This window comes from Clostridium paraputrificum AGR2156 (assembly GCF_000424025.1).
In the GTDB taxonomy this organism is placed as follows: Bacteria; Bacillota; Clostridia; order Clostridiales; family Clostridiaceae; genus Clostridium; species Clostridium paraputrificum.
In genome coordinates this window covers 185,032-211,029 of sequence record NZ_AUJC01000006.1, presented here as the reverse complement: position 1 = coordinate 211,029, position 25,998 = coordinate 185,032, and the positions used below count along the sequence as shown (strand labels likewise).

The window sequence follows — 25,998 nt, the reverse complement described above, 5'->3', positions numbered from 1 at the left end:
AGTAGATAAATAAGTATGAAATTAATTTGAGTTTGAAGGGGGAGCTATGAGAAAATGTTTAATTTGATAAAACAGAGAAAATAGAATAGCAAATAAGAATAAGAGGCTTGAATTAATAAGTCTCTTTTCTAATTTTATAAGTAAAACAAAAAACTATCAACAGCATCTTTTGATATCATAAAATCTTTTTTATTCTAGCAATTTCAAATTTCTAAATTGTTTTTTTAGAAATTTTATCTGCATAAATGTATATTTAAGTATTGTTTTAAATAGTTAATTAATGTGAGCAGAATATTTTAGGTAGTGGTTTAGAATAATTAATGATGAACCATACCATAAATAAGTGAGGTGATTTTTGTAAGTGAAAAAAATATATAATAAGCAAGAGTGTAGTATCTTTGTTGGAATATTAAAATAACTAACAGTTATTTTTTGTGAAAAAAATATGAAAACACTTCAATTGTTTAAAATAGATAGCTTTGATATTATTTAATTAACAAATTCAAACTTAATGGATGATATAAATAGGGGGCTATTATGAAAATAAATGAAGTAATTAGATATTATAGGAAAAAGGAAAATCTTACTCAAGAGCAAGTCGCTAATTATCTAAATATAAGTGCACCAGCAGTTAATAAATGGGAGAATGGAATATCATATCCAGATATAACTTTACTATCTTCTCTTGCACGCGTATTAAAAATTGATGTTAATACTTTATTGGAATTTAATAAGGAGTTAACAGACACAGAAGTGAAAGAAATTACAAAAGAGATAGGTGAAATAATATCCAAGGAAGGGTTTAAAAAAGGATTTGAAAGAAGCTGTGCTTTAATTAAACAATATCCCAATTGTGATGAGCTAACAATTGGGATATCAACAGTGTTAAGAATATATTTATTAGAACCTAGTATTGAGGATAAATATAAATATGAAACTAAAATTATTGAGTGGCTTGAACTTGTAGCATCAAGCAATAAAGAAAAAATAGCTTCTATGGCTAAACTAGACCTATCGGCAATATATAGAGAGAAAAAAGAATATAAGAAGGCTCAAGAAATATTAGATAAGATTCCAGAGATAGATATAGATAAAAAAATTCAGCAGGCATTATTATTTGAAAGTAGTGGAGAATATGAGAAAGCCTATAGCATTTATGAAAGTAAGTTATGGAAAGATTCTCATGAAGTATTTGGAATTTTATCTTTTATAATAAACCTATTATATAAAGAAAATAAATTTAACGAAGCAGAAGAGTATGTTGAGTTTTGTAAAAAGATTATTGAAGTATTTGAGTTTGGTGAATACTATAAATATCAATTAGATTTATCCTTAGCAAAAGAAAAACGTGATAAAGATAAAACTATAGAAATGATTATAAAAATAGTCAGTGAAGCAAATAGTATGAATAATTCTATGAAGTCAAAATTATATAGACATATGAAGTTTAATGTAAATTCAAGCATTAGTAAAGATAAATACGAGAAAATGGTGAAAGAGGCAATTAAGAAAGATAAGACTCTTGATTTTGTAAAAAATGATTCTAGGATAAAATCTATCTTATTATAAGTCCAAAGTTTATATGATTTTATAAATATAAAAAAAGATAAACGAGAAGTTTGTAAGTGGCGCTAATATACTATGAATTATAGAAACTAATAATAGTCGTTAACAAGTATACTTGGTATGATATGTTATAAATATAAAGTGCACTTGTAAAGGAGGATGATTATAGATAAAAATCAAATTTTAGAAAAGAGTAGAAAAGAAAATTTTCTAGGAGATGAGCGTCAAAAAAATACAGATAGACTAGCTATTGAATGAGGATATATAACTGGAACAATAGGATTTATATTTGTTATGTGTCTTTCCTTTCTTAAATCATATGATACATCTTCTGCAAAAGTAGTTTTAATAAGTATGGTAATAGGTAAATGTTTATACAGCTTTATAAAAAGTGATAGAAAACAATCATCTTTTGAAAAAGTAGCTATGATTTTAGTAATTCTAGAAAGAATTATTATGATTATAGTTTTTGTAGGAGATGCTCTTAGCAATGGAACGTAATCATAACTTAGAACTTAACAACAATTTAAAATCTATAAGAGCTGAAAAAGGTATGACACAGACTGATTTAGCAAATCGTGTTGGAGTTTCTAGGAATACAATAAGTTCTATTGAGACTGAGCAATTCAATCCAACAGCAAAGTTAGCATTAATATTATGTATTGCATTAGATAAAAAGTTTGAAGAAGTTTTTTATTTTGAATAGGAATCAATAAAATTTAGTTTATAGATAATTAAATTATGAAGTGAAAAATAAATGTTATGTTTAAAAATCGCAATGTTCAAATTGAATATGCGGTATTTTTTTGAAGTAATATGTGAAAAGTGGGACGGAAATGATCTTTGAAAATTGAACAGTACGGTATTTACAAAATATGTTATAATGAATTCGTAATGATAATAAAGGGAGAGATAATTATGGCAAAAAAAATTATTTATCCATTACTGATTGGTGCTGGAGTTGGGTTAATAGGATCATTTTTGTATGGAGATTTTACAACACCAATAAAAATAGGTGGTGTTGTTTTATCACTGTGTATATTAATTAGCGGAATGATTTTTAATTATAGAAGTAATCATGAAAATAAATAATAGAATTAAAAATAATATTATTTGTTATATACAAAAAGTTAAAATTTGAATTCATGAAATACCGTATTATTTAAAAAAATATACGGTATTTTTTAGTGCACAATTCTAAGAAATGTTGTAGTAATCTGATAAAAGAAGAGGCTTCCATTAGCAAGCCTCTTACTTCTGCTATCTCCAATAATTTTACATCTAAAACTTATTTTAAAGTTTTAGCAAATTTATATGTTCTATCTAGAATATCTTCTGTTCCAAGCCATATATCTGGTTCTAAGCCTTTACCTTCTTCTATTTCAAATGAACTATAATTATAGGCCTTTGTGCCAAAAGCACATACTATTTTAGTATTAGGCAATAAAAAACCAAGTTTGTCCATAATCTTTGTGGTTCCTGAAGAGTTAGTACCTATAAAAATTACATTTTTTACTGTTCTAAGATAAATTAATAAGCTTTCAGCAGAAGATGGAACAGTATTATCAACTAAAACTAATAGATAGTTATCATTATCTAGAATCTCATCTACTTCAGTGTATGGGACAATACTATTCATCTTTTCTTTAGAGTAGAAATCAGATATTCTCTTAACTTCATTACTATATTCTTCTTCTGAACACAAACCAAGATCATATGTTGTTTTTATTTCATTTAGATACATCTCTTTTATAAATTCAGTATACTTAAAGAAAATAGTACCATTTATTCCTATTTTATAATTAAAATAAGTTTCAAACCACTTACGTGCCTCAAGATCACTACCTCCTGAGCATCCTCTTAGATCTAAAATATTTACTCTATTATTCTTAATAGACTTTGTTTTGTTTAAAATATCATCCGATATTTTTTTCATACTATTTAGTTTTATATAGCCAATACTGCTATCTTTTATACTAGCATTTTTAACTGTGTTACTAGACTGTTCCAAATTAATAGAGATTGTTTTCTTATGGTTATTGTTAGAAATCAGAACCTCTAGCTGTTTATTCTCTAAAGATAAAATTCCTAATTCATAAGATAGTACTCCATTTTTATTTAAAGTATAGCGAATGTAATTTTCAATATTTTTGTCTTTATTTATACTTTCTATCTTATATTTTTTATTCTCAAAGTTCATGTAATATTCTTGGCCATCTTTTATTATAGGGTGGTCATTATAATAATAAGTATATTTTTCTTTAAATACAGGATTTTCATTAATTCTAAAGTGGTTGTCTTTTATAAAACTTAAGTTATTTATCAAAATAGTTTCTAAATCTTTTACAAGCAAATTATCATGATTATTAATTTCTTTTAGAATGTTATTTTTAGCTTTAGTGAATATTTCATCGCCACCAAATATTTCATAACCACCATAGCCAAACTTAAGTGCCTTAAAAAGTAAGTTTATATCTTCTTTGGCATCCTTTTTTAATACTACATTATTATCATAGTTATAATAATTTCTTGCTATATTCATATTATCTTTTGTTATAAATAAAGAATACATCTCTTCTTGAGACATATTACAAGAAGGCAATTTTATGGATTCATAAATAGTGTTCTTTGCCTCTTTAGCTTCTAACAATCTCTCACTATTAACTTGCTGAACAAATTCATGATTCTTGTTACCTTTATAATTTAAAATAACAAATAAAAACAAAGTAACTATTAAAGCAAATAACATTGTTTTTTTATTCATCAACTACATCTCCTTATCTTATAAGATTATTATACTATTTTTAGAACTAAAAATTTAAATATCTTAATTTAGATTTCATTTGTACTTATTACTTTAAGTAGGGAATATGAAATTGAGACTATAGGAATGTGACTTCGGATACAAAAACAGGAGAATAAGTTACTATATAAATAGACTGGAAAATTTGTAAAGATTAGATTTTCCTTATTAGAAAATTTATATAAGGGGTGTGTTTATGGAACTAAAAAAAGTGTGGGCACAAGAGCATAGTTTTGATGTGGACAATCAAAATAAATATTCACTCCACTTTTTTGCCTCTAATACTAAAAAAGTGTAAGGAAAAGATGGGCATAAAAAATAAAATCACACAATAAATGCAATATATAGTTTACATTTGATAATATATATATTACAATATGCAATATAAGGAGGGTGTATATGAAAAATAAGAGAATGAAAATAGCACGTATAGAGTGTGATATGAAACAAGAAGATTTAGCAAAGGCTGTAGGTGTAACAAGACAAACTATTGGATTAATTGAATCAGGAGATTATAACCCTACACTTAATCTTTGTGTATCAATATGTAAAGCACTTGGAAAAACATTAAATGATTTATTTTGGGAGGAATAGTAATGAAGAAAGAAATAGTTCAAGATGAAAGAGTTTTATCACAAAAAAGAAAGATTGGAAATGATGCCTTTCAAATAATTTTTTTAGGCTTATTTTTATCTATTTTTGTGCAATCATATATATTTAATGCTGATTTTTCACAATATGCAGTAGAGGTGATCCTACTTATAGTGGGGGCTTTGTATGTTATAGTAAGAAATATAACAGTTGGAAACAATATTTTTGAGTCTAATAACGTAAATCAAAGATTTGTAATTATAAATAGCATTATTTGTGGAATCATAGTAGTTATTATAAATACTACTCTTAATTATATTAAATTTAAAGATTTATTTAAAAATGAGATGGGTGATATGTTAATTGCATCACTAATTACTTTTCTGTGTGCAACAGCTTCCACATTTGTAGTTCTTCAAGGATTATACTTTATAAATAAGAAAAAACAAATGAAAATAGATTCAAAGTTAGATGATGAAGAGGAGAAATAGTTAAATAAAAATTGAATAAAGCTATGCTAATTTAGATATGGAAAGTGTGGTTATAGGGGTGTATAATTGCATTATTATATAAGCTATATGTTTACTAAGTTACTAAATAAATTAGAATTTGTGGAGGAGAAGACGTATGAAAATAGCAATTATCTATGATAGCATAACAGGAAATACAAAGAAGATAGCTGAAGAGATAAAAAAAGAAATAGATGAATCAAATCTTGTTTATTTTGGAGAACCAGAAAAAGAAATTGAAGCAGACTTGTATATTGTAGGTTCCTGGACAGATAAAGGAATGTGTTCAAAAAAGATTACAGAATTTTTAAAGCAATTAAAAAATAAAAAAATTGCTTATTTTGGAACAGCTGGCTTTGGAGGTTCAATTGAATATTATGAAAAACTATATAATCGTGTAAAAGAAATAATAGACAGTAGCAATACTATACTAGGATATTTTTATTGCCAAGGTAAAATGCCAATGAGTATTCGTGATAGATATGTGAAGCTAATTACTGAAAATCCTGAAGATAAGAATATACAAGTATCTATAGAAAATTTTGATGAAGCGCTAATGCATCCAAATTATGAGGATATAATTAACGTTAAAAAGTGGATAGAAGGTATAATAAATTAATATAAAAAAGCATTTTCTAAAACCTTAGAAAATGCTTTTTATTTTTAAGTATCTATTCTATTATTTTCTTTTTAGCTTTTTTACTAAATGAAAATATTGCTAATCCTCCAGATGCAACTAATATATAAAATAATAAATTTGTCTTAGAAGTATCCCCTGTTTTAGGAATATCAGGAGTTTCAGTACCTGATCCATTATTAGTGTTGTTGTTATCATTATTTGGCTTGTCAGAAATTACAGGATCAGCAGGCTTAATAGGGGTAAGTGGAATTTCTTCATTTGAATTACGTTCTTTAATTGTTAAGTTTACAGCCTTCCTATCAAACTTATATTCTTCACTTGCTAATGGAACCATTGGACTATTTGGATCTTCTGGGTTTGAGCTTTCTAACTGCATGTTCTTTGGTAAAGCAGTATAATATAATGTATATTCACCAGCTGGTAACTTAGCTAAAGAATCTAAATCATTTTTTCCTGTACATAATAAGTCTACACTTGTAAGAGGATTATTAGATGTTGCAGTTTGCTCTTTTTTATTAAATTGTGGTTGGTCAGTTATTGAAAAGTCTACATCTCCATTTTCAGCAACTACATTTTCTAATATAGCATCTGTTTCACCTTCATAAATTGTTAAGTCTTTATATCCACTTAATCTAGGAGCATCTTTATAATATGCTTCTGCATCAGCTTTTTGTTGTGGTGTTTGAGCATAGTATACATAATCAATTGCAAATTCAGTACCAGCTAAGCCTTCTGAAATTTCTCCTGGCCAAGCTCCTCCCATTGCTAAATTAAATTGAATATATTGTGGTCTATCTAAACATTTTCTTGCAATTTCATCATTTGAATAATCAATTGATGAAACTATTTTATCATCAACATAGAAATCTAACTTTCCTTTTGACCAATCAATTCCAAAGATATGATAGTCATCATAAAAGTCTTCACCTATTGTATAGCTTGTCCCTAAAAGTTTATGGTCAGTATTTGAATCTGGTTTATTTGATGTATGAATAGTTTGATATACAGTTTTGTTACCAGCTTGATTTTCTTCAGAACCTATTAGTTCCATGATGTCTATTTCTCCACAACGTGCCCATCCATATCCTTGCTTAGAACTTACGTCACCATCTAATGTAAAATCAGATCCAAGTGTCCAAAAGGCAGGGAACACAGATTTACCTTTAGGAAGTTTAGCTTTCATTTCAATACGTCCATATAAAAATTCTTGCTTACCATGAGTTCTAACACTTCCAGAATCATAAATTACTTTTCTATCATTATTTCTAGGGTTATTATATTGTAATTCTTTAGGTCTGTCTGTTGCTTTTAAAACTAATTCTCCATTGTCTCCGTTCTTTCTTATAGAAACATTTTCTGGATCATTAACATAATGTTGTTGCTCAATTCCTCTAATAGAACCTAATTCATATTCCCAATTAGATAAATTTAAATTTTCATCATTAAAGTCATCAGCCCATACAAAATCATAATTTTCTTTATCAATAGAAGTCTTATATTCAACGCTTACATCATCAATATATGCTTCTGAATCTTTTAATGAAGCTGAAGCGTTATCTTCCCAACGTCCAATACCTACTGCATATTTTGTTGTTGAATCTGTTGTAAATTCTAAAGAAACTTCTTGCCATTCATTATTTATTGCTGTTACTTTTTTATCTATAAAATACTTAGCTTCAGAACTTCCTCCTTTTTTTACATCTAAAGTTACATAGCTATTTTTATCATCACTTAAAACCTTAACTTTTGCTTTTAATATATATGTTGTATTTGGTTTTAATGTAACGTCTTGCCATATATGTCCATTAGCATGAGGATCTGTAGTTTTTCCTAGTTTTCCATATTTGTTATTATCCTTGTCTGTTATAACAGAACTATTTTGTCCTACTATATTCCAATAGTTATTTTCTTCTTGAAAATTACCATTCTTAATGAAGTTACTATTTTGTAAGTCTGCTAGTTCATATTGATGTTTTACTGTTGATGCTGATACTTCTTTAAGTGGTATATTTGTAATTAATCCTCCAACAATACCTGATAGAACTAATAAAGATAATGCTTTTTTATGTTTCTTCATAGTTAATCTCCTTTAAGCCATAGAATTTGTTAATATTGTAGTAAAAGTATCTTTTTATTAATAATATTTTATAATTTTTATTAATAAAATTCATTAAAAAACGCGTTAATTAATTATTTTATATAACCAATTATAAAGTATGAATGGTTTTATGTAAACCTATTCTTTTAAAAAATATGTTAATTTTTATAAAAAAGCATTAATATTTGCTTTATCAGTGGGAAACAGTGACTAGAATATGCAATAGAAAAATAGCATAGATAAAGAAGAGGTTTTAATAAAATGAAAAAGATAAAAAAGTTTCAATTATTATTTTATTGATTAGTATAGGGATATTAGCATTTTATTTCATTCCAATAAGAATAACGCCAAAGGTTTCTTTAACAAGTGAAGATATTAGTATAAAAGTTGAAAGGACTAGTGGAAATACAGGACCAGTTTTTAAAGTTGGTGAATATGAAACAATAACTATATTTATTGCATTCATAGCTGCATTAGCATCTGCATTTATGTTAATTATTATATTCCTAGATAGATGAGTAAGAAAAATTATTAAAGCAATTAAGAATTAATTAAAGCTATTTTATAGCAAGTTTAAATTTGTTGAGTAGATAAAATAAACATGAAGTTAAGTATTCTTGCGTTTAGGACTGTGGTATAATTACTCAAAAGTAACCAATTAATTCAAGTTTGGAGGGTTAGCTATGAGGAAATGTTTAAGATGTGGTGAAACAATGAGTGAAGGTTATATGTTAAAGACAGAGAATATTACTGCACAAGCATCAGTTATGTTAGGTAAAGGAACTGGAATTTTTTCTGATACAAAGGGAAAAGTGAAGGCTGCTGTATGTAGTAATTGTGGAGAAATATCTCTTTATTTTGATAAAGTAGAGAAGATAGAATAGGAGATAAGAAAAAGAGGATTGCAATAAGTTGCGATCCTCTTTTTTATATAGTCATTTAAAACCTATAAATTATGATTTTAACATTTTTTATTTTTTTGATGACTTTTTCTATATTTTGAGGCTGACATAGAAAAGTGTTTAGAAAAAATTTTAGAAAACAATAAGGGATCACTGTAGCCAACCTTATTTGCAATTTCTGCTATAGATAAACTGGTTTCTTTTAATAATATGGATGACTTATACATTCTAATATTAATTAAATAACTTTGAGTAGATTCACCAAGATGTTTAATAAACATCTTATATAAATAACTTCTACTTAAGTTTACATGATCAGCTACCTCTTGTACTGTTATTGGATTCATATAATTATTATTTATAAATGTAGTAGCCTCTTGGATATAAGTATGAGTTAGATTGTTATTATATTTAAAAGCCTTAGGAAATTCTGATGATATATAGTATAAAAGTAGATGTAATTTACTTAATAGTAGTATATCATCAGAGGAAGTTTGATCATATTTCTTTGAAATATTACACATATCAATTATAAGATTGGGAATTTTAGATTTTTTACTAAAGTTAATAACGCATGAATCTATAATTGAAGTTCTTTTTAGATATTCATTTAAACTTTGTCCGCTAAATCCTATCCAATAATACTTCCAAGGATCATTAATAGAAGGGATATATTCTACATTCATATCTTTTAATAGAATAAAACCATCCCCTTTTTTAATGTATAAATTTTATCATTAATCTTAAAGGTTCCGCTACCTTTTGAAATATAATGTATAACAGCATTTTTTTCTACTTTATAATTATAACCAGCTCCAGGGGTACCTTGTTCAATTCCACATTCATCTAAATTTGCTTCAAAGTTATTACTTTTATATTTATTCCATAAAATTTGCATCTTTTTACCTCTGTCAGATATTTTAGAAACATTATAACATATTTTAGCGCTATAATTCTATGTAAACGTAAATATTTATCAATTATAATATAAATGTATTTAAGTAAGCGCTTTCTTAAAACAAAAATATATGTTTATGATGACTTTTCATAATCTATATATTTGAAGAAAGGTGGGTAAAGGTGTTATTAAATTCATATCATGAAAATATTTCTTTTTTACATGTAAATATGATGCCTAGACGAAGTTATTATGTTCCATTTGAAAGTGTTAATGAAGCACTTAAAGAGATTAGTAGAGATAATCAAAAGAGTTTTAAATCACTAAATGGTACTTGGAAGTTTAAGTACTTCAATAGCATAGGAAATATTAATATTGATAATCTTTTAAATAATAAAAATGAAAGTTTTGACTTAATAAAAGTTCCTTCTCTTTGGCAAATGGAGGGATATGATAATCATCAGTATACAAATGTTAAATATCCTATCGGTTTTAATCCGCCATTTGTGCCAAGCAATAATCCATGTGGGTTTTATATAAGGGATTTTGAAATAGATGATTTCTCTAAGGATAAGGATTACCACTTGAACTTTGAAGGAGTAGATTCATGCTTTTATATTTGGTTAAATGGTAAGTTTATTGGATATAGCCAGATTTCTCATAGTATTTCAGAGTTTGATATAACACAAGAAATATTAGAAGGAAAAAATACAATGGCAGTACTTGTTTTAAAGTGGTGTGATGGTACTTATTTTGAGGATCAGGACAAGTTTAGAATGTCTGGTATTTTTAGAGATGTATATATTTTGGAGAGAGCTAAGCCAAGAATTGTAGATTATAAAATAGATACTGATATTAACTTAGAAAATAAAATAGGATTTTTAAATTTCAAAGTTACAGACAAGGTAAACAATCCTAATATTACTTATAGTTTATTAAATCCTAAAGGTGAAGTTATTCAGTCAGGCCTTATAAATAATGATTCTGTTACTTTAAAAATAGAGGATGTTGAACTTTGGAATCCTGAAGAACCATTATTATACACTTTATTAATTAAGACAGAGGATGAAGTTATTAAAGAAAAAGTTGGAATGAGAGTAATTTCAGTTGAAGATAGTGTTTTAAAGCTAAATGGAGTAAATGTGAAATTACGTGGTGTAAATCATCATGATAGCCATCCTTTAAATGGATATGTTATGACAGAAGAGGATTTACTTTTAGATTTAAGGCTAATGAAACAATATAACTTTAATTCAATTAGAACAGCTCATTATCCCAAATCACCAATTTTTTATGAAATGTGCGATGAGTATGGATTCCTAGTTATCAGTGAAGCAGATATTGAAACTCATGGTGTAGTTGAATTATATGGCCTTGGATATCTTGAAAACTATAATATGATAGCAAATGATCCTATTTATGAAAAAGTTATAGAAGATAGAATTGAAGCTTCTATTATTCCTTATAAAAATAGACCATGTATTTTTATGTGGTCAGTTGGTAATGAATCAGGTTTTGGGTGTAATTTTGAGAAAGGGTTAATAAGAGCTAGAGAGTTAGATAACACTAGGTTATTACATTATGAAGGTGCATTTTATGCTGATAAAAATAGAGAAAATGACTTTAGCAATATAGATGTTATAAGTAGAATGTATCCTAGCATTGATGAAATAAAAGAGTATTTCAACAAGGGGATAGATAAGCCATTTATATTATGTGAGTATGCACATGCAATGGGAAATGGTCCTGGTGGATTAAAAGAATATGATGAATTAATTCAAGATCATAAAGAATTTGCAGGGGTCTATGTATGGGAATGGTGCGATCATGCTATAGATATTGGAAAAAGTAAAGATGGTAAAACAATGTATGGCTATGGTGGTGATTTTGGAGAAATATCTCATGATGGAAACTTCTGTGTTGATGGATTGGTATATCCAAATCGTATTCCTCATACAGGACTTTTGGAATATCAAAACATTAATAGACCAATAAGGCTAATTGAGGTAGATGAAGTTAATAAAAAAGTTAAGCTTAAAAATACGATGGATTTCAAGGATATAGGTAACTTTTTAAAGGTTAAATATAAGCTTTTTTCTGATGGAAATGTTATTAGTGACAAAGAATTGCTTATTGATACTTTAAAATCTAAGGAAGAAAAATGGTATTATTTAGATTTGCCAGAAATACCAAATACAATTGTAACTATATTATTTGAATACATTGTAAAAGCTGATTTTCTATTATATAAAGAAGGATTGAAATTAGGACATGACCAAATAGTTTGGTCAAATAATGTGAAAAGTCTTAAATCTTTTGAAAGTATTACAGAAGTAAAAAGTTGTGAAGAAGTATTTATAGTGAATGAAAGTGCAGAAGAAATAAATATAGTCAATGGAGATTTTAACTATATTTATGATAGAAACACTGCATTATTCAAATTAATAGAAAATAAAAAATGTAGATTTATTGAAGATTCTATGAAGTTTAAAGTATGGCGTGCTCCTACTGATAATGATAGAAAAATAAAATTTCAGTGGATAGAAGCTGGCTTTAATAACTTAGAGTCAAGAGTATACAAAACTACAATAGAAAATAAAGAAAGTTCTATAACAATTACCAGTCATTTGAGTTTGATTCCTATATACCGTGAGAAAGTATTAGATATTGTAATTAGGTGGATTATATTACCAAATGGTTTGATAAAATCTGAGATTGATGCAGTTAAAAATGTTAATTCACCTTTCTTACCAAGGTTTGGAGTTGAAATTAAATTAGATAAATCTTATGAGAATTTAAGTTATTTTGGGTTAGGACCTTATGAGAATTATCAAGATAAACATTATGCTAGTTATTTAGGAAGATTTAATTCAAGTGTTTCAAAAATCCATGAAGACTATATTCGTCCACAGGAAAATGGAAGCAGAAGTTTATGTAAAGAAGTTGAAATCTATAATGAAAATTCAAGTATTTATGTAGCGTCACAGGATGATTTCAGTTTTAATGTATCTCATTTTTCAACTGAAGAATTAACAAATAAAAAGCATAACTTTGAATTAGTTGAAGATGATGCAACCTATTTAATAATTGACTACAAACAAAGTGGAATTGGGTCTAATAGCTGTGGTCCAGAATTAGATCATAAATACAGATTAAATGAAAAATCTATGAAGTTTAATTTCTATTTAAAGTTTGAAGAAAGGTAACAGGAGGGATTTAAATGGCACGACTTGGAATTTCTATATATCCAGAACATTCAACAAAGGAAAAGGATATTGAATACATTCGTTTAGCTGGAAAATATGGATTTAAAAGAGTTTTTACATGTCTATTAAGTATAGGAAAAAAGACAAGGGAAGAGCTTATAGATGAATTTAGAGAATTAATTGATGTTGCACATGAAGAGGGCATGGAAGTAATTCTTGATGTTAATCCAGTAGTTTTTAAAGATCTTGGTGTATCTTATGATGATTTATCTTTATTTAGTGAGATACATGCAGATGGAATAAGATTAGATGAAGGTTTTGATGGAGTAAAAGAAAGTCTTATGACATATAACCAAGGTGGTTTAAAAATAGAGCTAAATGCAAGTGGGGGTAGTGGGTACTTAGATAATGTAATGAGTAATTTTCCAAACAAAGATAAGGTTATTACTTGTCACAATTTTTACCCACAAAGATATACAGGTTTAAGTTTAGAGCACTTTAATAATTGTAATAAAGCAATGAAAGAGTATGGGTTACATACAGCAGCTTTTGTATCTAGTAATAATAATGATACATTTGGGCCTTGGCCAGTAAGGGAAGGGTTATGTACTTTAGAAATGCATCGTGATTTGCCTATAGATTTACAAGTAAGACATCTATTTGCTACTAGAATGATTGATGACGTTATGATAGGAAATGCTTATGCTTCAGAAGAAGAATTAGAAGCATGTTCAAAAATTAATCCTGGAATTTTAACATTTGGAATTGAGTTAGATAAAGAATTAACTGAAGTAGAATATGAAATTTTATATTACAAGGAAAATCATGCAAATAGAGGAGACGTTAGTGAATATATGGCTCGTTCTAGTGCTCCAAGAGGAACATTTGCTAATGAATCTATTCAAAAAGCAAATGCTGTGGATATGAAAAGAGGAGACGTTGTTATATTAAATGATGAATATTCAAGATATAAAGGTGAGCTTCACATTGTACTAAAAGATATGCCTAATGATGGAAGAAAGAATGTAATTGGGCATATACCAAAGGAAGAATTATTTTTACTTAATTATATGGAACCTAGAAAAATATTTACATTCAAGAAAAACTTATAAAGAAAGTGAGAGGGTAGAATGAAAAAAATATATTTATTTTGTAGTGCAGGAATGTCAACTAGTATGTTAGCTAATAATATGCAAAAGGTGGCTAATGAGCATAAGCTTCCACTAGAAATAAAAGCTTTTCCAGATGGGAAGATAGATGAAGTTGTTGAAGAAAAACATCCAGATGTAATTTTATTAGGTCCTCAAGTAAAGTATAGATATAAGGAAATTTCAAAACGTTATGAAAATAGTGGGATTCCAATTGAAGTAATTAATTCTGATGATTATGGAATGATGAATGGAGAAAAAATATTAAAACATGCTATAAAGCTTATAAAAAGTAATAAATAAAAAAGTGAGGTGATTATTAATGTTAGATAAATTAGAATCAATTTTTATGCCACTTGCTGAAAAGATTGGGAAAAATAAATACTTAATTTCTATTAGAGATGGATTTTTACTTACAACACCATTATTAATTATAGGATCATTCTTCTTACTTATTGCAAACTTCCCAATTAATAATTGGACAGAATTTTGGGCAAGATTTTTTGGAGAAAATTGGACAGCCTATATGGCTAAACCAACAAGTGCAACATTTGATATTATGGCTATCTTAGCTGTAGTTGGAATTGCATATTCTTTTTCAAGAGAATTAAATGTAGATAAATTATCAGGAGCTGCTGTAGCTGTAGTATCATGGTTTATATTAATGCCATATAAAGTTACAGATGGAAGTGTAACATTAAATGGAATTCCATTAGATTGGGTTGGTTCTAAAGGAATATTCATAGGAATAATAACTGCATTTGTATCAGTTCATATATACGCATGGGTAATTAAAAAAGGATGGATAATTAAAATGCCTAAAGGTGTTCCACCAGCAGTTACTCAATCATTTGCAGCGTTAGTTCCTTCAGCAGTAGTACTTGGAGTATTCTTTTTAGCTAATAGTTTAATAGCAATTACACCATATGATAATGCATTTAATTTTATATTTAAATTTTTACAACAACCACTTCTAGTGTTAGGAAATACATTAGGTGCAGTATTAGTTGCAATGGGATTCCAACATTTCTTCTGGTTCTTTGGAATAAATGGAGGTTCTATTGTTGGTAGTATAATGCAGCCTATATTAACACCGCTTTCAATGGAAAATTTATCAGCATTCCAAGCAGGAACTGCACTTCCAAATGTAATAAATCAACAGTTCTATGACTTGTTCACTACATTTGGAGGAGCTGGATCAACATTATCTATGTTAATTGCAATGATTATTGTATGTAGATCACAACGTATTAAAAACTTAAGTAAGATTTCAATTGTACCTGCATTATTTGGAATAAATGAACCTGTTATATTTGGATTACCTGTAGTATTAAATCCAACAATTTTAATTCCATTTTTATTAACACCACTTATAAATATTTTAATATCATATTTTTCAATGGTTAGTGGACTAGTTCCATTTACTAGCGGAGTAAGTATGCCATGGACAACTCCTGTTATTATATCTGGATTTTTAACAACTGGCTGGAGAGGAGCACTTCTTCAATTAATTCTTGTAATTTTAGGTGTATTCATTTATATGCCATTTGTAAAGATGATGGATAAGCAATATAAAAAGGAAGAATTACAGGCAAGTGAAAGCTCAGATGATGATATCTCTCTTGATGATTTATCATTTGACGATTTATAGGATGGGAAGTTAATTATGAAAGTTATAATGATATTAGATCAAGTTCAATCTGGATATGGAACAAAAAATGATAAAATGATTCCTCTTACTGGAACAAAGGAGATAATTGGACCAGGGGTAATTATGAAGCCTTATTTAAAAGAAATAGATGGTAATATAGTTGCAACACTTTATTGTGGAACTGGAACATATCTTGAAAATCCAGAGGAGGTTAGTCGTAAGCTTTGTGGCATGGTTAAAAGGTTAAATCCGGATGTTGTAATATGTGGACCTTCATTAAGTTATGCAGATTCTGCTTCTATGTGTGCAAAAGTAGCTTATGATATTGTAACAACAACTAGTACAAAAGCTTTAGCAGCAATTTCAGAAGATCGCTCAGAAGTAATTGATATGTATAATGATAAAATTACAATTATTAAGACACCTAATAAGGGAGAAAGTGGACTTAGAGAAGCTTTTAAGAATATTTGTAGTGTTGCAAAAAGATTAGTAGATAGTAATGAAATAGAATAGATATAGAAAAAATAGGCTTGCAGTCACTTGCAAGCCTATTTTCCTTACCTTAAGTAGGAAGGGAATAGAATTTTATTTTTCTGTGAATTTGAGCTTGCGATGGAACAAGGAAAATAAATATCTATCCCATATTTTTTATTAAGCTACATTAAACTTAGTAACTTGTCTTTGTACTAACTGAGCTGAATACTTGCCAGTTAATGTACCATTCTTAGTAAGGAAAATATCTTTTTCTATGATGGTATCCATTAAAGTTGAAGCTTCAGCTTGAGTTAAGTTTTCCTTAACTCCTTCAATAGAGATAGTAGATTTATCTCCATTAGAAGTAGTGAAAGTCATTGATAAAGTAAACTCCATAACCTAGTTCCTCCCTTTCTTTAAGATTTAGAAATTACCCCTATTACTCTTGGTCGTTGTCAAGCAAGTTAGAGTCATTTAGGTAGTAGTTTCTAGTTGGATTCTTCATTACTGCTTTCACAGCATCTGCAACAGCATATACATTTTCAACAGCAGCATTTCCCTTAACTCCAGCAAAAGATTTCTTTCTATAAGTTGGAGCTCCGTTTTTGTCTGATCCATTTTCTACTTCAATAACTAAAGCAGAACTAGCTAAAACCTTAGTAATTGCCATAATAAATTCCTCCTTTCAAAGTATTCATAAATGATATATGCAGAAGTTAAAAAAGTAATATGTAAAGTAATACAAGAATGATTAACCAAATTGTACATAACTTCATATTATGTATATTACAGATAAGATTTTTATAATTTGGAGGGAAATTTTATGTCAAATTTTTGTAGAACTTGTGATAGATTTGCTGAAATACTTGGAGCTAAGGTTTTAAGTAGGGATAATGATGTATGTACAGTAATGTTTATGAGAAATATAAGAGCTGAAATATTAGGAAGAAGAACACAATCACCATTAGCTTTACCAGCAATGTTCTCTTTTGAGTGTCCTGATAATAATGGTAGAACTCTTAATTTAGGTGAAACAGTTATACTTCAAGACGAGATAAATAATTTTATAACTGAACTAAGAAAAAGGGGCATATTAGTAACTGCTTTTCATAATCACTGGTTATTTGATAATCCAAGACTTATGTATATTCATTTTGAGTCTATTGATAGGCCATTAGACTTTGCTATAAAAGTGGCAGAAGCTTTTAGAGTATTAAGAAGATAAGATAAACAATTTTTCAGCTATTTATACTTTACTAATCATATCTTTTAAAAAGGTAAAATGTAAAAGAATCCTAATGATAGGGTTCTTTTTTTATGCCTATGAAATTATAAAATTTTGATTAATTGTGAATATATAGAAAGTATGACATAAGTGTTCTTTGAAAATTGAATAGTACGGTGTTGGGAAAATATGCTATAATTAGCTCATAATTGTATTATTATAGTTTGTAGTTTTTTTACTAAACGATAAATTAGAAGTTGGGGGGGATTATAAAGTTGTCTAAAAGTAGAAAAATTTTGCGTGGTATTATATTGGTTGTATTGTTAATTTGCACAGCGTTTTTAGTATATTCCGTTGTAACAAATCCGTTTGGAAAACATGATATAATGCTTGCACTTGCAGTTACAGCAGGGTTTATTGCACTGGGAGATGATAAAGTTGAGAAAAGATAAATTCCAGTTTATCTAGTAAGCTAAATAATTAATTGTAAAATAAACGAACTAACGGAGGCGATTTTAATGAGCTTTATAGTAAAGTTTAAAACCTATATGAATAATAAAAAAATTAGCATCCCTTTTCTTATTGTAATTATAGGATTAGCATTAGCACCTTTCATTCATTATTCTTGGATTGCATCGATGATTGCATGTCTTTTCCTGAAAGAGGATGAAATTGATTAATATATAATCTTAAGAAATTGTGACATAAAACTTGAGAGGTGCTACACTCAAGTTTTTTTCATTACATGATTATAATAAAAGCAGATAGCACTATCAATAATAGTATTCATATAGATATTGTAGTCAGTGCTTGTGCCTTTAATTTGATTAAGCTTTATTAGTGTAGATTTTCTAAAAGAATAAGATCTACGGACTTCAAAATACTCTCCATCTATAGGTGGCGTAATACCATTGGGGTGAGCTTTATGTCTCTTATCTTCAATAGATGGGGTAGTAAAGTTGATTTGAGTGACAGGTTGAGTCTCTTTTTTTTCAAAAACTGCATTCTCTTCTTTAGCTTCATCAGTAAAACAAAAGCTAGCAACAACATCTTTAGATGGTGGTACATAATCTGTAAAACAGATTTCATCAATTGGTTCTTCGTAACATAAATCATCTTTGGACATTGTAAATTCTTTTTTTCTTCTTGCCATTTCAAACCTCCAAATTGTTTTTCTATAAATTTTATATGCAAAAAGATAAGTTCTTAAATTTTTGACAAGTTAAGAACTTAAGAAGAAAAGAACTTAAGAAGTTATAGTAAAAATGCGGGCTTGAAGGGGTTTTTATGAAATGAATTCTAAAAATACATATATTTTATTTGAAAATAATTTTTGGAGGTATTTATCATGGAAGATAAAATTAAATTGAGGGATGAAGAGTTTGAGAGTTTGATCGCTACGATAAGAAGGAGATAGCTTTAGCTATAAGGAATTCAACCTTGGATTACGAGATGGAGTGTTCATTATTAAATGAGAATATTATTTCTGATTGTAAGAACTACAATTTGTAATCTATTTGTGAGAAAATTGATAGGATAACTGATGAGTATATTGAAGAAACAAGAAAGGTTATTGGGAGTTTTAAAGTTTAATTAGAAAAGACTTGAAGTTAACTTTAGAATAATGAATAGTGAACCGTACCATAAGTAATGATCAATTAACAAAATATGTTGTAATAAAAGAAGAAGATAATTCTTTAGTGATAGGCAAATAATAGTTTGCCTGATTGAATAAAACTTGTATAAATTTAACATTTTAGTACAAATAACCTATATTTCATTACTTTTTTAATGAAATATAGGTTATTTGTATTTAGAATAAAGTTATGAAGTTAATTAAATATATATTCTAAATATGGAGGGATATAAAATGGAAGAAAATTCAAAAATATCAATTTTACAAATTCTCAAAGAGTCACTTAGAAAGTTTAAAAATATGGAAATTTTAATTGTAACTATGACTTTTATATTAGTAGGAACATTTGTGTCTACAATTTGTAGTGCTGGTGATAATCTTACAATTAAAGAGTTTGTCTTTGATGTTCTTGGTGACTTTATAAGTTTAATTGGATATATGACAATAATTAAGATAGTAGAGAAAAAATATAAAAAAGAAGAAGTTTATGTGAAGAATATTATTAAGGAAGTGATTCCGAGAAGTTTTCCTGCTTTAGTGCTATATTTAACAGTGGTTATTTTAACCCTTATTGGAACATTATTAGTAATCATACCAGGAGTGCTATTCTGCATATTTACAGCATTTTATCTTCAAGTTTTTACCCTTGATAATAATGGGATAATTGATTCTATAGGTAACAGTATTAGTTTTAGTGAAGGTTTTAGAGGATGCATTTTTAAAATGTCCATAATTGAAATAATTATATATTTAATTAATGATTATACAATATTATGGTTATTAACCCACCTATTTAATTCAACTATATCATCGGGAGTAGGTATAATTATATCATCTGTCATTACTTCAATTATGACAATAGGCTACACAAGTTTATATTTGAAGATAAGAGAAATTAAAACTATAGAATAAATAGTTAATTATACTAAAATTACAATTAATTGGACATGTTTTATATAAATCACCTATAATTTTATATATAATATGTTTGATTCAAAGTTTTTTTATGGAGTTGATGCTGGAATGATTTATATATTGGAAATATGCTCTTGTCTAGCAAGTATATATTTTGTTTACTTTCTGGGATTATTCAAATTTCAAGTTAAAAAATGTTTAACCATAAGCATAAGCGTTCTTAGTTCTATGATTATATTTTTTGTATTTGAGGATAAATTAAAAGACATTAGCTACATTTTAGATTCAAAGCTTATTTTGAGTGTAAGTTTAGTCATAGCTTTTTCTTTAGCCTATTATAAAGAAAAATATAAATGTCTAGAAAAATCACTATTTTCAGTATTTATAATATCTATAGTTAACAGATTTGTAGTAAATTTAGTTAAAATAATTTTTATCAGTGTTTATAATTATGATAAGCTAATTGATAATATTAATTTTATGCTTATATCAACCCTTGTAAGTTATCTATATACAATAGCTATAATATTTTTAATAAAAAAGTATAGTAAACTCAATAATTATAACATTAAGGATATATTTAAAAATAACTTTTTATACTACAGCATAATATCTTTGTTTTCGTTTACTTTAGTTATTGATAGATTTATAGTATATATGATTTCAATTATAGAATTTAACAAAAGTATTTTTAATGCATTACTAATTTTAAGTGAAATTACCATTGTTGTTGTCTTTGCAATAATTTTGGCTTTCATATATTTAAGTAAAAAACATGAAGAAATATTATTTAGACAATTAGAAATTGAAAAACTCACAGAATATACCAGAAATATAGAAGTTTTAAATCAAGATACTAGAGCTTTTAAGCATGATTTTGTAAATATACTGTCTTGTATAAGAGGATATTTAGATACAGATAATTTTAGTGAATTGAAAAGTTTTTTCTTTAATAAAATATTACCAATTAATGATGATTTGAATAAGGATTCTTTAAAACTACATTTACTTTCAAATATAAAAATTCCAGAACTAAAAGGACTTATTTCTTCAAAGGTTTTAAAAGCAAAGGCAGAGGGAGTAGATATATTTATAGATATAGCTGAACCTATTGAGGATATAAAGATGGATACTATTGATTTGTGCAGAGTTTTAGGTATTCTACTAGATAATGCTATTGAAGCAGCAGTTTTATGTGCTAATCCAATTTTGAAGCTAGGGGTTATTAAGAAAGAAAAGTCTATTGATTTTATAGTAATTAACTCATTTGAAGGAAAAACACCTAAAATACACGAAATATTTATAAGAGGATTTTCAACTAAGGGGAGTGGGAGAGGAATAGGACTTGCTAATTTAAAAAGCATACTTAGCAATTACTACAATACTATTCTTGATACTACTATAGAAGATAATTTATTCACTCAAAATATTAAGATTATAAGTAGGAGAATAACTCTATGATTAAAATATATATTTGTGAAGATATTGAAGAGCAAAGGAATAGGATAAGAAGTTTAGTTAAAGATATTATATTAGAAGAAAAATTAGATATGACAATTGAGATAGCATCTCCTAATCCTATGGAGATACTAAATAAGGCAAAAGAAAATGATAAGGATATTTCATTGTACTTTTTCGATGTAGATTTAAATTCTAATATTAATGGTATAGACTTAGCTAGTAAAATTAGAGAGTTTGACCAGAGGGGATTTATAGTATTTATAACTACTCATGGGGAAATGAGTTATTTGACTTTCACCTACAAGGTTGAAGCTATGGATTATATAATTAAAGATGATTATTCAAATATGGCTGAAAGAATAAAGGAATGCATTTTAGAAGCTAAAAAGAGATATTTAAAGAGTGATGAAGAAGAAGGTAAAGTTTTCACTATAAGAAAAGAAGATAAAGTTATAAATGTAAAGTATAAGGACATGCTTTTCTTTGAAACATCTGATACAATTCATAAGATAATATTACACGCAATTAATAGACAAGTTGAGTTTTATGGCAAAATGAAAGATATAGAAGAAACTTTAGATGAAAGTTTTGTAAGATTTCATAGAGCATATTTGGTTAATAAGAATAATATTTCGGAAATAGATAGGAAAAATCGCATAATTCATATGATAAATGGAGAGATATGTTATAGTTCGGCTAAGAATCTAGAGAAATTTTATAAGGGGAAGTTTTAATAACTTTAGGGCCTAGTATCAGTACACTTTCTATAAAAGTGGCAGAAGATTTTAGAGTATTAAGAAGATAGAATAAACAATTTTTCAGCTATTTATACTCTATAACTCATATATGTAAAAGAATCCTTATGATAGGGTTCTTTTTTGATGCCTAGGAGATTATAAAATGTGAATGTGTAGAAAGTATAACATAAATCTTCCTTTATAACTGAATAATATAGTATTGGAAAAAGATGATATAATAAGTATTAAGTTTAAATAGATAAAGTGGAATTTGAGGAGGTAAATTAAAATGGCGATTACTGTAAATATTTATTATACTGGTAAAAATGGGAATGCTAAAAAATTTGCAGAAGAGATGATTTCTAGTGGAGTTGTAAATGATATTCGTACTGAAAATGGAAATATACAATACGAATATTTTTTTTCTATGGATGACGAGGAAACCGTACTTTTAATTGATAGTTGGAAGGACCAACAGTCTCTTGATTTACATCATGATTCACCGATGATGGCGAAAATTATTCAACTTAGAGAAAAATATGATTTGCATATGAAAGTAAAACGATACATTGATGATGAAGTAGGGTGCGATTCTAAAGACAAAAAATTTATTAGGAATTAAACAAATAAATTCCAGTTTGTTGGTTAGCTTATTGAAGAGATAAAAATAAACAAGGGAGGAAAATAAAATGAAGAGATGTATAAAATCAGTTTTTTTGATTTTATTAGTATTTACTACCTTTATTGGTTGTTCATCAAAAAACAGCAACAAAGATGATATCACACTTATACCTACTGAAAATGATGAATTAATATGTGAGGAAACTATATCTCCCAATAAGGAATATGTAACCTCAGATGAGGATATTGTTAATTATACAATACAAATTTATCAAAATACAAAGAATAATATTATTGTTAATGCAGATTCTAATTCTGGCTTTTTTGAAAAAACACAATATGTATTAGATTATGATAAACCAATTTCTAAATCAGATGTAAATGTAGAATGGACTACTTTAATGGGAAATCCAAAATATACGGAAAAAGATCAATTGGCAGTTGCAAATGTATCAATTTCTTCAAATAATGAAGTGTTCAGCAAGCGAAAAATAAACTTCTTTAGTAAAGGCATTGAAATTATTGTTGATACAATAAACAAAAACAAAAAATAAAGATTAAGGTAGTATATTGTTTTAATTTAAGAAAAAGAGGCTTGTATATGCAGGCCTCTTTCTTTCAGAAGTTGAAGGATTAAATTAAAATGAGTAAGAACACCATATAATAAGCATCTTATTAATATATTTAATAGTTAAAATGTATAGATACATGATTTTTTATAAGCTTTTCTTCTAGCTCCTGTGCAAAATTTATAGAGTTTTCAAAGTAATTAGATACTCCAAAATTATAGATAGAAGGACCTTTCTTGTAATTTATTATTACATTATCATTTTTTATTAAAACTTCATTTATTTCATTAAAATCAATAATTATTTCTGAAAAAGATTTTTCTTGATCTATTAGTTTTTCTATTTCAGGTTTTAATAACTTTTTAGTTAATGGACTCATTTTTAGAAATGAATTATAATAATTTTTTAGTATAAGTAAATAATATAATTGAGGTGATTTTATGAAAAAGAAAGTTTTAACTTGTCTGTCAATAATATTATTATGCTTAGCAATATCAAATTCTAAAGTAAAAGCAGATGAAGAAATTTATCCTATTAATAATACATATAAACCAGGTATCTATATCTTGAATAAAAATGATAAAAATTCTTACAATTTAACTTATGAATTTGTAAATAAGGGACAGAAATCTGCTATTATTATTTTAGATGAGAATTATGATATTACCTATAAAAATGTTAATTGTAATAGAAGATGTAATGGTGGGACTATAACTAATAAAAACACTATAATAGTAGTGGGTGGAGAGATTGCTTTTTATTTTGAAAAAAATAGTTAATATAAAAAATACCGTATTATTCAAAAGAATATGCGGTATTTTTTTAGTTTCACTTCACTTTTTATGTGTAGTATTTTCTGAATTACGAGGATATATTATCTTTTTCAGTTTGGATTACAACACCTAATTTTGTTGATATTATGGTATTTAGCTTGTTTATAGAAGAGGTAAGTGTGGTTATCTGTTTTTCTAATCTTATTAATAGATAAGCACTAACTGCAACAGGGAAACCAACATTACCAATTAAATTCACAAGTTCATTTAGTTCCATAGAAAATCACCTCCTATTAGTCATATATGCAAGGAAGGTCATTGTATCTTTCTAATATAAAAGTTAGCAATAGATCTATAGATATTACAAACTAAGTAATCTTTGAAAAATGAATAGTAAGAAATTTACAAAACATGGTATAATAAATGTGTAATTGTATTATACATTTCATCATTTAAAACTGAAAAAGGGGGCATAGACAATGAAAGAATACTCTTTTGTTGATTTAATTAAATATCTTATTTTTCTAATTCCTATATTCTATGTGCTTGGAGTTATAGTAATGTTCTTTATTCAATGTTGGGGATATTTCCTATGAAAGAGTATTTAAGAAAAAAGCAACTAAATAAAACAGTCTTTATATTAATTATTAGTTTGTTTTCTTTAGTTTCTTTTATGTTTGGTTGTTTAACAATTCTAAAGTTAGGGGTATATTCATCTGTAATTGAGGGTTCTTCAATGGAAAAAACATTTTCTGATGGTAGTAAAATTTTACTTGTAAATACTTCTATAAGGGAAATAAAAAGAGGTGATTTAGTTTCTATTGGGGTGGAGGACCCTATCTATGGATATTGTCACTATACGAAAAGAATAGTAGGATTGCCTAATGAAACCATAAAAATAAAAGGAAAAACTGTATATATAGATGATAATATTTTAGAAGAACCATATGCATATTATAGTGACGACAGTGTTGATGACTTTGTATATGAATTATGTGAAAACCAATATTTCGTTATGGGTGATAATAGAAGTAATAGTTACGATTCAAGAGGTATTGGTCCTGTTGAAAAAGATGATATAGTATCAATTATATGGAAATACAAAGAATAATGAATAAATTCAGTATATTACTTAAATAAAATTAGATAGTAAATTAATGAAAATACTGTATTATTGAAAAGTGAATTTATGGTATTTAATCAAATATGAAGGGTGTGAAATTTATATGAAATCAGTGTTAATTGGTATAGGCGTTTTTATTGTAGGTTTTATTATATCAATTATTGGTTCAAATTTTTTTGATGGTGGTAGTGCTGAGTTTTCTTATTATACTGCAATTGTATTTTCAGTATTATACCTTTCAGGAGTTGTGGGAGTAGCAACATCACTTATTTTAAAGGCCTTAGAGAAAAATTATAAGGATAAATAAATTAGTATTTATAAAGTTAAATAACATATTACAGAATACCGTATTATTCAAAACTGAATATGCGGTATTTTTCAGTGCGTAATCCTAATAAAATATAATATATGTAGATATTACAAATGAAGTAATATTTTAAAAACGAATAGTA

At 27.0% G+C, this 25,998-nt stretch carries 33 protein-coding genes and 1 pseudogene; 25 read left to right on the top strand and 9 right to left on the bottom strand.

All coding sequences use genetic code 11. From position 1 onward, the window contains the following. Positions 1–537: 537 nt before the first annotated feature. From G594_RS0107840 to G594_RS20090, 4 genes are all read left to right on the top strand, one after another. Positions 538–1,569 carry a helix-turn-helix domain-containing protein gene (locus G594_RS0107840; RefSeq protein ID WP_027098076.1) on the top strand — a complete coding sequence of 344 codons (1,032 nt, stop codon included), beginning with the start codon at positions 538–540 and terminating at the stop codon, positions 1,567–1,569. A gap of 291 nt (positions 1,570–1,860) precedes the next feature. Beyond that, complete coding sequence (locus G594_RS0107830) at positions 1,861–2,067, top strand: hypothetical protein (protein ID WP_027098075.1); 207 nt, start codon at positions 1,861–1,863, stop codon at positions 2,065–2,067. Continuing rightward, the gene (locus G594_RS0107825; protein WP_027098074.1) at positions 2,057–2,272 is read left to right on the top strand and encodes a helix-turn-helix transcriptional regulator; all 216 of its coding nucleotides are present in this window, start codon (positions 2,057–2,059) and stop codon (positions 2,270–2,272) included. The genes G594_RS0107830 and G594_RS0107825 overlap by 11 nt, the downstream gene beginning before the upstream one ends. A 212-nt stretch (positions 2,273–2,484) precedes the next feature. Next, entirely contained in the window at positions 2,485–2,658 is a 174-nt protein-coding gene (locus tag G594_RS20090) for a hypothetical protein (RefSeq protein ID WP_155849294.1), read from the top strand. A 196-nt stretch (positions 2,659–2,854) separates the two neighbouring features. Here G594_RS20090 and G594_RS0107815 read toward each other — a convergent pair whose 3' ends face one another. Next, positions 2,855–4,330, bottom strand: coding sequence for a S41 family peptidase (locus G594_RS0107815; protein WP_027098073.1), 1,476 nt, complete (start codon positions 4,328–4,330; stop codon positions 2,855–2,857). Positions 4,331–4,768: 438 nt separating this feature from the next. On the opposite strand from G594_RS0107815, the gene G594_RS0107805 reads away from it, so the two are divergent. From G594_RS0107805 to bilS, 3 genes are all read left to right on the top strand, one after another. Further along, the gene (locus G594_RS0107805; protein ID WP_027098072.1) at positions 4,769–4,963 is read left to right on the top strand and encodes a helix-turn-helix transcriptional regulator; all 195 of its coding nucleotides are present in this window, start codon (positions 4,769–4,771) and stop codon (positions 4,961–4,963) included. Positions 4,964–4,965: 2 nt separating this feature from the next. Continuing rightward, positions 4,966–5,451, top strand: a complete 486-nt coding sequence (locus G594_RS0107800) for a DUF6773 family protein (protein WP_027098071.1) — start codon at positions 4,966–4,968, stop codon at positions 5,449–5,451. 136 nt (positions 5,452–5,587) lie between these two features. After that, the gene (gene bilS / locus G594_RS0107795) at positions 5,588–6,088 is read left to right on the top strand and encodes a flavodoxin family protein BilS (RefSeq protein WP_027098070.1); all 501 of its coding nucleotides are present in this window, start codon (positions 5,588–5,590) and stop codon (positions 6,086–6,088) included. 52 nt (positions 6,089–6,140) lie between these two features. Here bilS and G594_RS18590 read toward each other — a convergent pair whose 3' ends face one another. Then, entirely contained in the window at positions 6,141–8,186 is a 2,046-nt protein-coding gene (locus G594_RS18590) for a family 16 glycosylhydrolase (RefSeq protein WP_051195938.1), read from the bottom strand. A gap of 317 nt (positions 8,187–8,503) precedes the next feature. Between G594_RS18590 and G594_RS0107785 the strand changes: the two genes are divergently transcribed. Next, a complete protein-coding gene (locus G594_RS0107785) occupies positions 8,504–8,725 on the top strand; it encodes a hypothetical protein (RefSeq protein ID WP_027098069.1) in 222 nt (73 codons plus the stop codon). Between the two features lie 165 nt (positions 8,726–8,890). Continuing rightward, complete coding sequence (locus G594_RS0107780) at positions 8,891–9,091, top strand: hypothetical protein (RefSeq protein ID WP_027098068.1); 201 nt, start codon at positions 8,891–8,893, stop codon at positions 9,089–9,091. Between the two features lie 77 nt (positions 9,092–9,168). Here G594_RS0107780 and G594_RS20505 read toward each other — a convergent pair whose 3' ends face one another. Beyond that, on the bottom strand, positions 9,169–9,390 hold the full coding sequence (locus G594_RS20505) for a helix-turn-helix domain-containing protein (RefSeq protein ID WP_242829710.1): 222 nt from the start codon (positions 9,388–9,390) through the stop codon (positions 9,169–9,171). A 228-nt stretch (positions 9,391–9,618) separates the two neighbouring features. Continuing rightward, positions 9,619–10,007 (bottom strand): annotated as a pseudogene (locus G594_RS20735) (AraC family ligand binding domain-containing protein); the annotation flags it as partial. A 182-nt stretch (positions 10,008–10,189) separates the two neighbouring features. Here G594_RS20735 and G594_RS0107770 point away from each other — a divergent pair. The 5 genes from G594_RS0107770 to G594_RS0107750 are packed head-to-tail and all read left to right on the top strand — an operon-like array spanning position 10,190 to position 16,525. Continuing rightward, positions 10,190–13,213, top strand: coding sequence for a glycoside hydrolase family 2 TIM barrel-domain containing protein (locus G594_RS0107770; protein WP_027098067.1), 3,024 nt, complete (start codon positions 10,190–10,192; stop codon positions 13,211–13,213). A gap of 14 nt (positions 13,214–13,227) precedes the next feature. Beyond that, entirely contained in the window at positions 13,228–14,325 is a 1,098-nt protein-coding gene (locus tag G594_RS0107765; protein ID WP_027098066.1) for a DUF871 domain-containing protein, read from the top strand. Between the two features lie 18 nt (positions 14,326–14,343). Then, positions 14,344–14,664 (top strand): PTS sugar transporter subunit IIB, encoded by a 321-nt coding sequence (locus G594_RS0107760; protein ID WP_027098065.1) that lies wholly within the window; start codon positions 14,344–14,346, stop codon positions 14,662–14,664. A gap of 19 nt (positions 14,665–14,683) precedes the next feature. Further along, on the top strand, positions 14,684–16,012 hold the full coding sequence (celB, locus tag G594_RS0107755) for a PTS cellobiose transporter subunit IIC (RefSeq protein WP_027098064.1): 1,329 nt from the start codon (positions 14,684–14,686) through the stop codon (positions 16,010–16,012). A 15-nt stretch (positions 16,013–16,027) separates the two neighbouring features. Then, positions 16,028–16,525: a GrdB-related putative oxidoreductase gene (locus G594_RS0107750; protein WP_027098063.1), complete on the top strand. Its 498-nt coding sequence runs from the start codon at positions 16,028–16,030 to the stop codon at positions 16,523–16,525. Between the two features lie 138 nt (positions 16,526–16,663). Here the strand turns inward: G594_RS0107750 and G594_RS0107745 are convergent, their stop codons facing one another. Beyond that, entirely contained in the window at positions 16,664–16,882 is a 219-nt protein-coding gene (locus G594_RS0107745; RefSeq protein ID WP_027098062.1) for a DUF2922 domain-containing protein, read from the bottom strand. A 43-nt stretch (positions 16,883–16,925) separates the two neighbouring features. Beyond that, the gene (locus G594_RS0107740) at positions 16,926–17,156 is read right to left on the bottom strand and encodes a DUF1659 domain-containing protein (protein WP_027098061.1); all 231 of its coding nucleotides are present in this window, start codon (positions 17,154–17,156) and stop codon (positions 16,926–16,928) included. Between the two features lie 153 nt (positions 17,157–17,309). Here G594_RS0107740 and G594_RS0107735 point away from each other — a divergent pair, with 153 nt between their 5' ends. The 3 genes from G594_RS0107735 to G594_RS20295 all read left to right on the top strand — a co-directional run bounded on the left by G594_RS0107735 (position 17,310) and on the right by G594_RS20295 (position 18,391). After that, positions 17,310–17,711 (top strand): DUF1259 domain-containing protein, encoded by a 402-nt coding sequence (locus G594_RS0107735; protein WP_027098060.1) that lies wholly within the window; start codon positions 17,310–17,312, stop codon positions 17,709–17,711. 275 nt (positions 17,712–17,986) lie between these two features. Beyond that, positions 17,987–18,163 (top strand): hypothetical protein, encoded by a 177-nt coding sequence (locus G594_RS20300; RefSeq protein ID WP_167539554.1) that lies wholly within the window; start codon positions 17,987–17,989, stop codon positions 18,161–18,163. Between the two features lie 66 nt (positions 18,164–18,229). Beyond that, positions 18,230–18,391 (top strand): hypothetical protein, encoded by a 162-nt coding sequence (locus G594_RS20295; protein ID WP_167539553.1) that lies wholly within the window; start codon positions 18,230–18,232, stop codon positions 18,389–18,391. Between the two features lie 47 nt (positions 18,392–18,438). Here G594_RS20295 and G594_RS19600 read toward each other — a convergent pair whose 3' ends face one another. After that, the gene (locus G594_RS19600) at positions 18,439–18,864 is read right to left on the bottom strand and encodes a hypothetical protein (protein ID WP_027098059.1); all 426 of its coding nucleotides are present in this window, start codon (positions 18,862–18,864) and stop codon (positions 18,439–18,441) included. A 717-nt stretch (positions 18,865–19,581) separates the two neighbouring features. On the opposite strand from G594_RS19600, the gene G594_RS0107715 reads away from it, so the two are divergent. The 5 genes from G594_RS0107715 (at position 19,582) to G594_RS0107695 (ending at position 23,635) form a co-directional block, all read left to right on the top strand. Beyond that, complete coding sequence (locus G594_RS0107715; RefSeq protein ID WP_027098058.1) at positions 19,582–20,259, top strand: hypothetical protein; 678 nt, start codon at positions 19,582–19,584, stop codon at positions 20,257–20,259. 231 nt (positions 20,260–20,490) lie between these two features. Continuing rightward, the gene (locus tag G594_RS19595; RefSeq protein ID WP_167539552.1) at positions 20,491–21,723 is read left to right on the top strand and encodes a sensor histidine kinase; all 1,233 of its coding nucleotides are present in this window, start codon (positions 20,491–20,493) and stop codon (positions 21,721–21,723) included. Then, positions 21,720–22,457, top strand: coding sequence for a LytR/AlgR family response regulator transcription factor (locus tag G594_RS0107705; protein ID WP_027098056.1), 738 nt, complete (start codon positions 21,720–21,722; stop codon positions 22,455–22,457). Before G594_RS19595 ends, G594_RS0107705 begins: the two co-directional genes overlap by 4 nt. A 292-nt stretch (positions 22,458–22,749) precedes the next feature. Then, positions 22,750–23,082 carry a putative quinol monooxygenase gene (locus G594_RS0107700; protein WP_027098055.1) on the top strand — a complete coding sequence of 111 codons (333 nt, stop codon included), beginning with the start codon at positions 22,750–22,752 and terminating at the stop codon, positions 23,080–23,082. Between the two features lie 67 nt (positions 23,083–23,149). Beyond that, on the top strand, positions 23,150–23,635 hold the full coding sequence (locus G594_RS0107695; RefSeq protein ID WP_027098054.1) for a hypothetical protein: 486 nt from the start codon (positions 23,150–23,152) through the stop codon (positions 23,633–23,635). Positions 23,636–23,765: 130 nt separating this feature from the next. Here the strand turns inward: G594_RS0107695 and G594_RS0107690 are convergent, their stop codons facing one another. Beyond that, positions 23,766–24,029, bottom strand: a complete 264-nt coding sequence (locus tag G594_RS0107690; RefSeq protein ID WP_027098053.1) for a hypothetical protein — start codon at positions 24,027–24,029, stop codon at positions 23,766–23,768. A 61-nt stretch (positions 24,030–24,090) separates the two neighbouring features. Between G594_RS0107690 and G594_RS0107685 the strand changes: the two genes are divergently transcribed. Further along, positions 24,091–24,429 (top strand): hypothetical protein, encoded by a 339-nt coding sequence (locus tag G594_RS0107685; RefSeq protein ID WP_027098052.1) that lies wholly within the window; start codon positions 24,091–24,093, stop codon positions 24,427–24,429. An 82-nt stretch (positions 24,430–24,511) separates the two neighbouring features. Here G594_RS0107685 and G594_RS0107680 read toward each other — a convergent pair whose 3' ends face one another. After that, entirely contained in the window at positions 24,512–24,700 is a 189-nt protein-coding gene (locus G594_RS0107680) for a YvrJ family protein (protein ID WP_027098051.1), read from the bottom strand. 315 nt (positions 24,701–25,015) lie between these two features. On the opposite strand from G594_RS0107680, the gene lepB reads away from it, so the two are divergent. Together lepB and G594_RS0107665 are read left to right on the top strand one after the other, a co-directional pair. Then, the gene (lepB, locus tag G594_RS18570; RefSeq protein WP_051195937.1) at positions 25,016–25,534 is read left to right on the top strand and encodes a signal peptidase I; all 519 of its coding nucleotides are present in this window, start codon (positions 25,016–25,018) and stop codon (positions 25,532–25,534) included. Positions 25,535–25,649: 115 nt separating this feature from the next. Beyond that, entirely contained in the window at positions 25,650–25,853 is a 204-nt protein-coding gene (locus tag G594_RS0107665) for a hypothetical protein (RefSeq protein WP_034866118.1), read from the top strand. The last annotated feature ends 145 nt before the right edge of the window (positions 25,854–25,998 follow it).

Bases quoted from the DNA above. Each gene is read 5' to 3' on its own strand.
- G594_RS0107805 (WP_027098072.1), top strand. From the start codon at position 4,769: ATGAAAAATAAGAGAATGAAAATAGCACGTATAGAGTGTGATATGAAA.
- G594_RS0107815 (WP_027098073.1), bottom strand. From the start codon at position 4,330: ATGAATAAAAAAACAATGTTATTTGCTTTAATAGTTACTTTGTTTTTA.
- G594_RS0107750 (WP_027098063.1), top strand. From the start codon at position 16,028: ATGAAAGTTATAATGATATTAGATCAAGTTCAATCTGGATATGGAACA.
- G594_RS19595 (WP_167539552.1), top strand. From the start codon at position 20,491: ATGATTATATTTTTTGTATTTGAGGATAAATTAAAAGACATTAGCTAC.
- lepB (WP_051195937.1), top strand. From the start codon at position 25,016: ATGAAAGAGTATTTAAGAAAAAAGCAACTAAATAAAACAGTCTTTATA.
- celB (WP_027098064.1), top strand. From the start codon at position 14,684: ATGTTAGATAAATTAGAATCAATTTTTATGCCACTTGCTGAAAAGATT.
- G594_RS0107740 (WP_027098061.1), bottom strand. From the start codon at position 17,156: ATGGCAATTACTAAGGTTTTAGCTAGTTCTGCTTTAGTTATTGAAGTA.
- G594_RS20090 (WP_155849294.1), top strand. From the start codon at position 2,485: ATGGCAAAAAAAATTATTTATCCATTACTGATTGGTGCTGGAGTTGGG.
- G594_RS0107825 (WP_027098074.1), top strand. From the start codon at position 2,057: ATGGAACGTAATCATAACTTAGAACTTAACAACAATTTAAAATCTATA.
- G594_RS0107685 (WP_027098052.1), top strand. From the start codon at position 24,091: ATGAAAAAGAAAGTTTTAACTTGTCTGTCAATAATATTATTATGCTTA.
- G594_RS0107800 (WP_027098071.1), top strand. From the start codon at position 4,966: ATGAAGAAAGAAATAGTTCAAGATGAAAGAGTTTTATCACAAAAAAGA.
- G594_RS0107760 (WP_027098065.1), top strand. From the start codon at position 14,344: ATGAAAAAAATATATTTATTTTGTAGTGCAGGAATGTCAACTAGTATG.
- G594_RS19600 (WP_027098059.1), bottom strand. From the start codon at position 18,864: ATGGCAAGAAGAAAAAAAGAATTTACAATGTCCAAAGATGATTTATGT.
- G594_RS0107765 (WP_027098066.1), top strand. From the start codon at position 13,228: ATGGCACGACTTGGAATTTCTATATATCCAGAACATTCAACAAAGGAA.
- G594_RS20505 (WP_242829710.1), bottom strand. From the start codon at position 9,390: ATGTTTATTAAACATCTTGGTGAATCTACTCAAAGTTATTTAATTAAT.
- G594_RS0107700 (WP_027098055.1), top strand. From the start codon at position 22,750: ATGGCGATTACTGTAAATATTTATTATACTGGTAAAAATGGGAATGCT.
- G594_RS18590 (WP_051195938.1), bottom strand. From the start codon at position 8,186: ATGAAGAAACATAAAAAAGCATTATCTTTATTAGTTCTATCAGGTATT.
- G594_RS0107715 (WP_027098058.1), top strand. From the start codon at position 19,582: ATGGAAGAAAATTCAAAAATATCAATTTTACAAATTCTCAAAGAGTCA.
- G594_RS0107680 (WP_027098051.1), bottom strand. From the start codon at position 24,700: ATGGAACTAAATGAACTTGTGAATTTAATTGGTAATGTTGGTTTCCCT.
- G594_RS20295 (WP_167539553.1), top strand. From the start codon at position 18,230: ATGAGCTTTATAGTAAAGTTTAAAACCTATATGAATAATAAAAAAATT.
- G594_RS0107690 (WP_027098053.1), bottom strand. From the start codon at position 24,029: ATGAGTCCATTAACTAAAAAGTTATTAAAACCTGAAATAGAAAAACTA.
- G594_RS0107695 (WP_027098054.1), top strand. From the start codon at position 23,150: ATGAAGAGATGTATAAAATCAGTTTTTTTGATTTTATTAGTATTTACT.
- bilS (WP_027098070.1), top strand. From the start codon at position 5,588: ATGAAAATAGCAATTATCTATGATAGCATAACAGGAAATACAAAGAAG.
- G594_RS0107705 (WP_027098056.1), top strand. From the start codon at position 21,720: ATGATTAAAATATATATTTGTGAAGATATTGAAGAGCAAAGGAATAGG.
- G594_RS0107665 (WP_034866118.1), top strand. From the start codon at position 25,650: ATGAAATCAGTGTTAATTGGTATAGGCGTTTTTATTGTAGGTTTTATT.
- G594_RS0107735 (WP_027098060.1), top strand. From the start codon at position 17,310: ATGTCAAATTTTTGTAGAACTTGTGATAGATTTGCTGAAATACTTGGA.
- G594_RS0107830 (WP_027098075.1), top strand. From the start codon at position 1,861: ATGTGTCTTTCCTTTCTTAAATCATATGATACATCTTCTGCAAAAGTA.
- G594_RS0107840 (WP_027098076.1), top strand. From the start codon at position 538: ATGAAAATAAATGAAGTAATTAGATATTATAGGAAAAAGGAAAATCTT.
- G594_RS0107745 (WP_027098062.1), bottom strand. From the start codon at position 16,882: ATGGAGTTTACTTTATCAATGACTTTCACTACTTCTAATGGAGATAAA.
- G594_RS0107780 (WP_027098068.1), top strand. From the start codon at position 8,891: ATGAGGAAATGTTTAAGATGTGGTGAAACAATGAGTGAAGGTTATATG.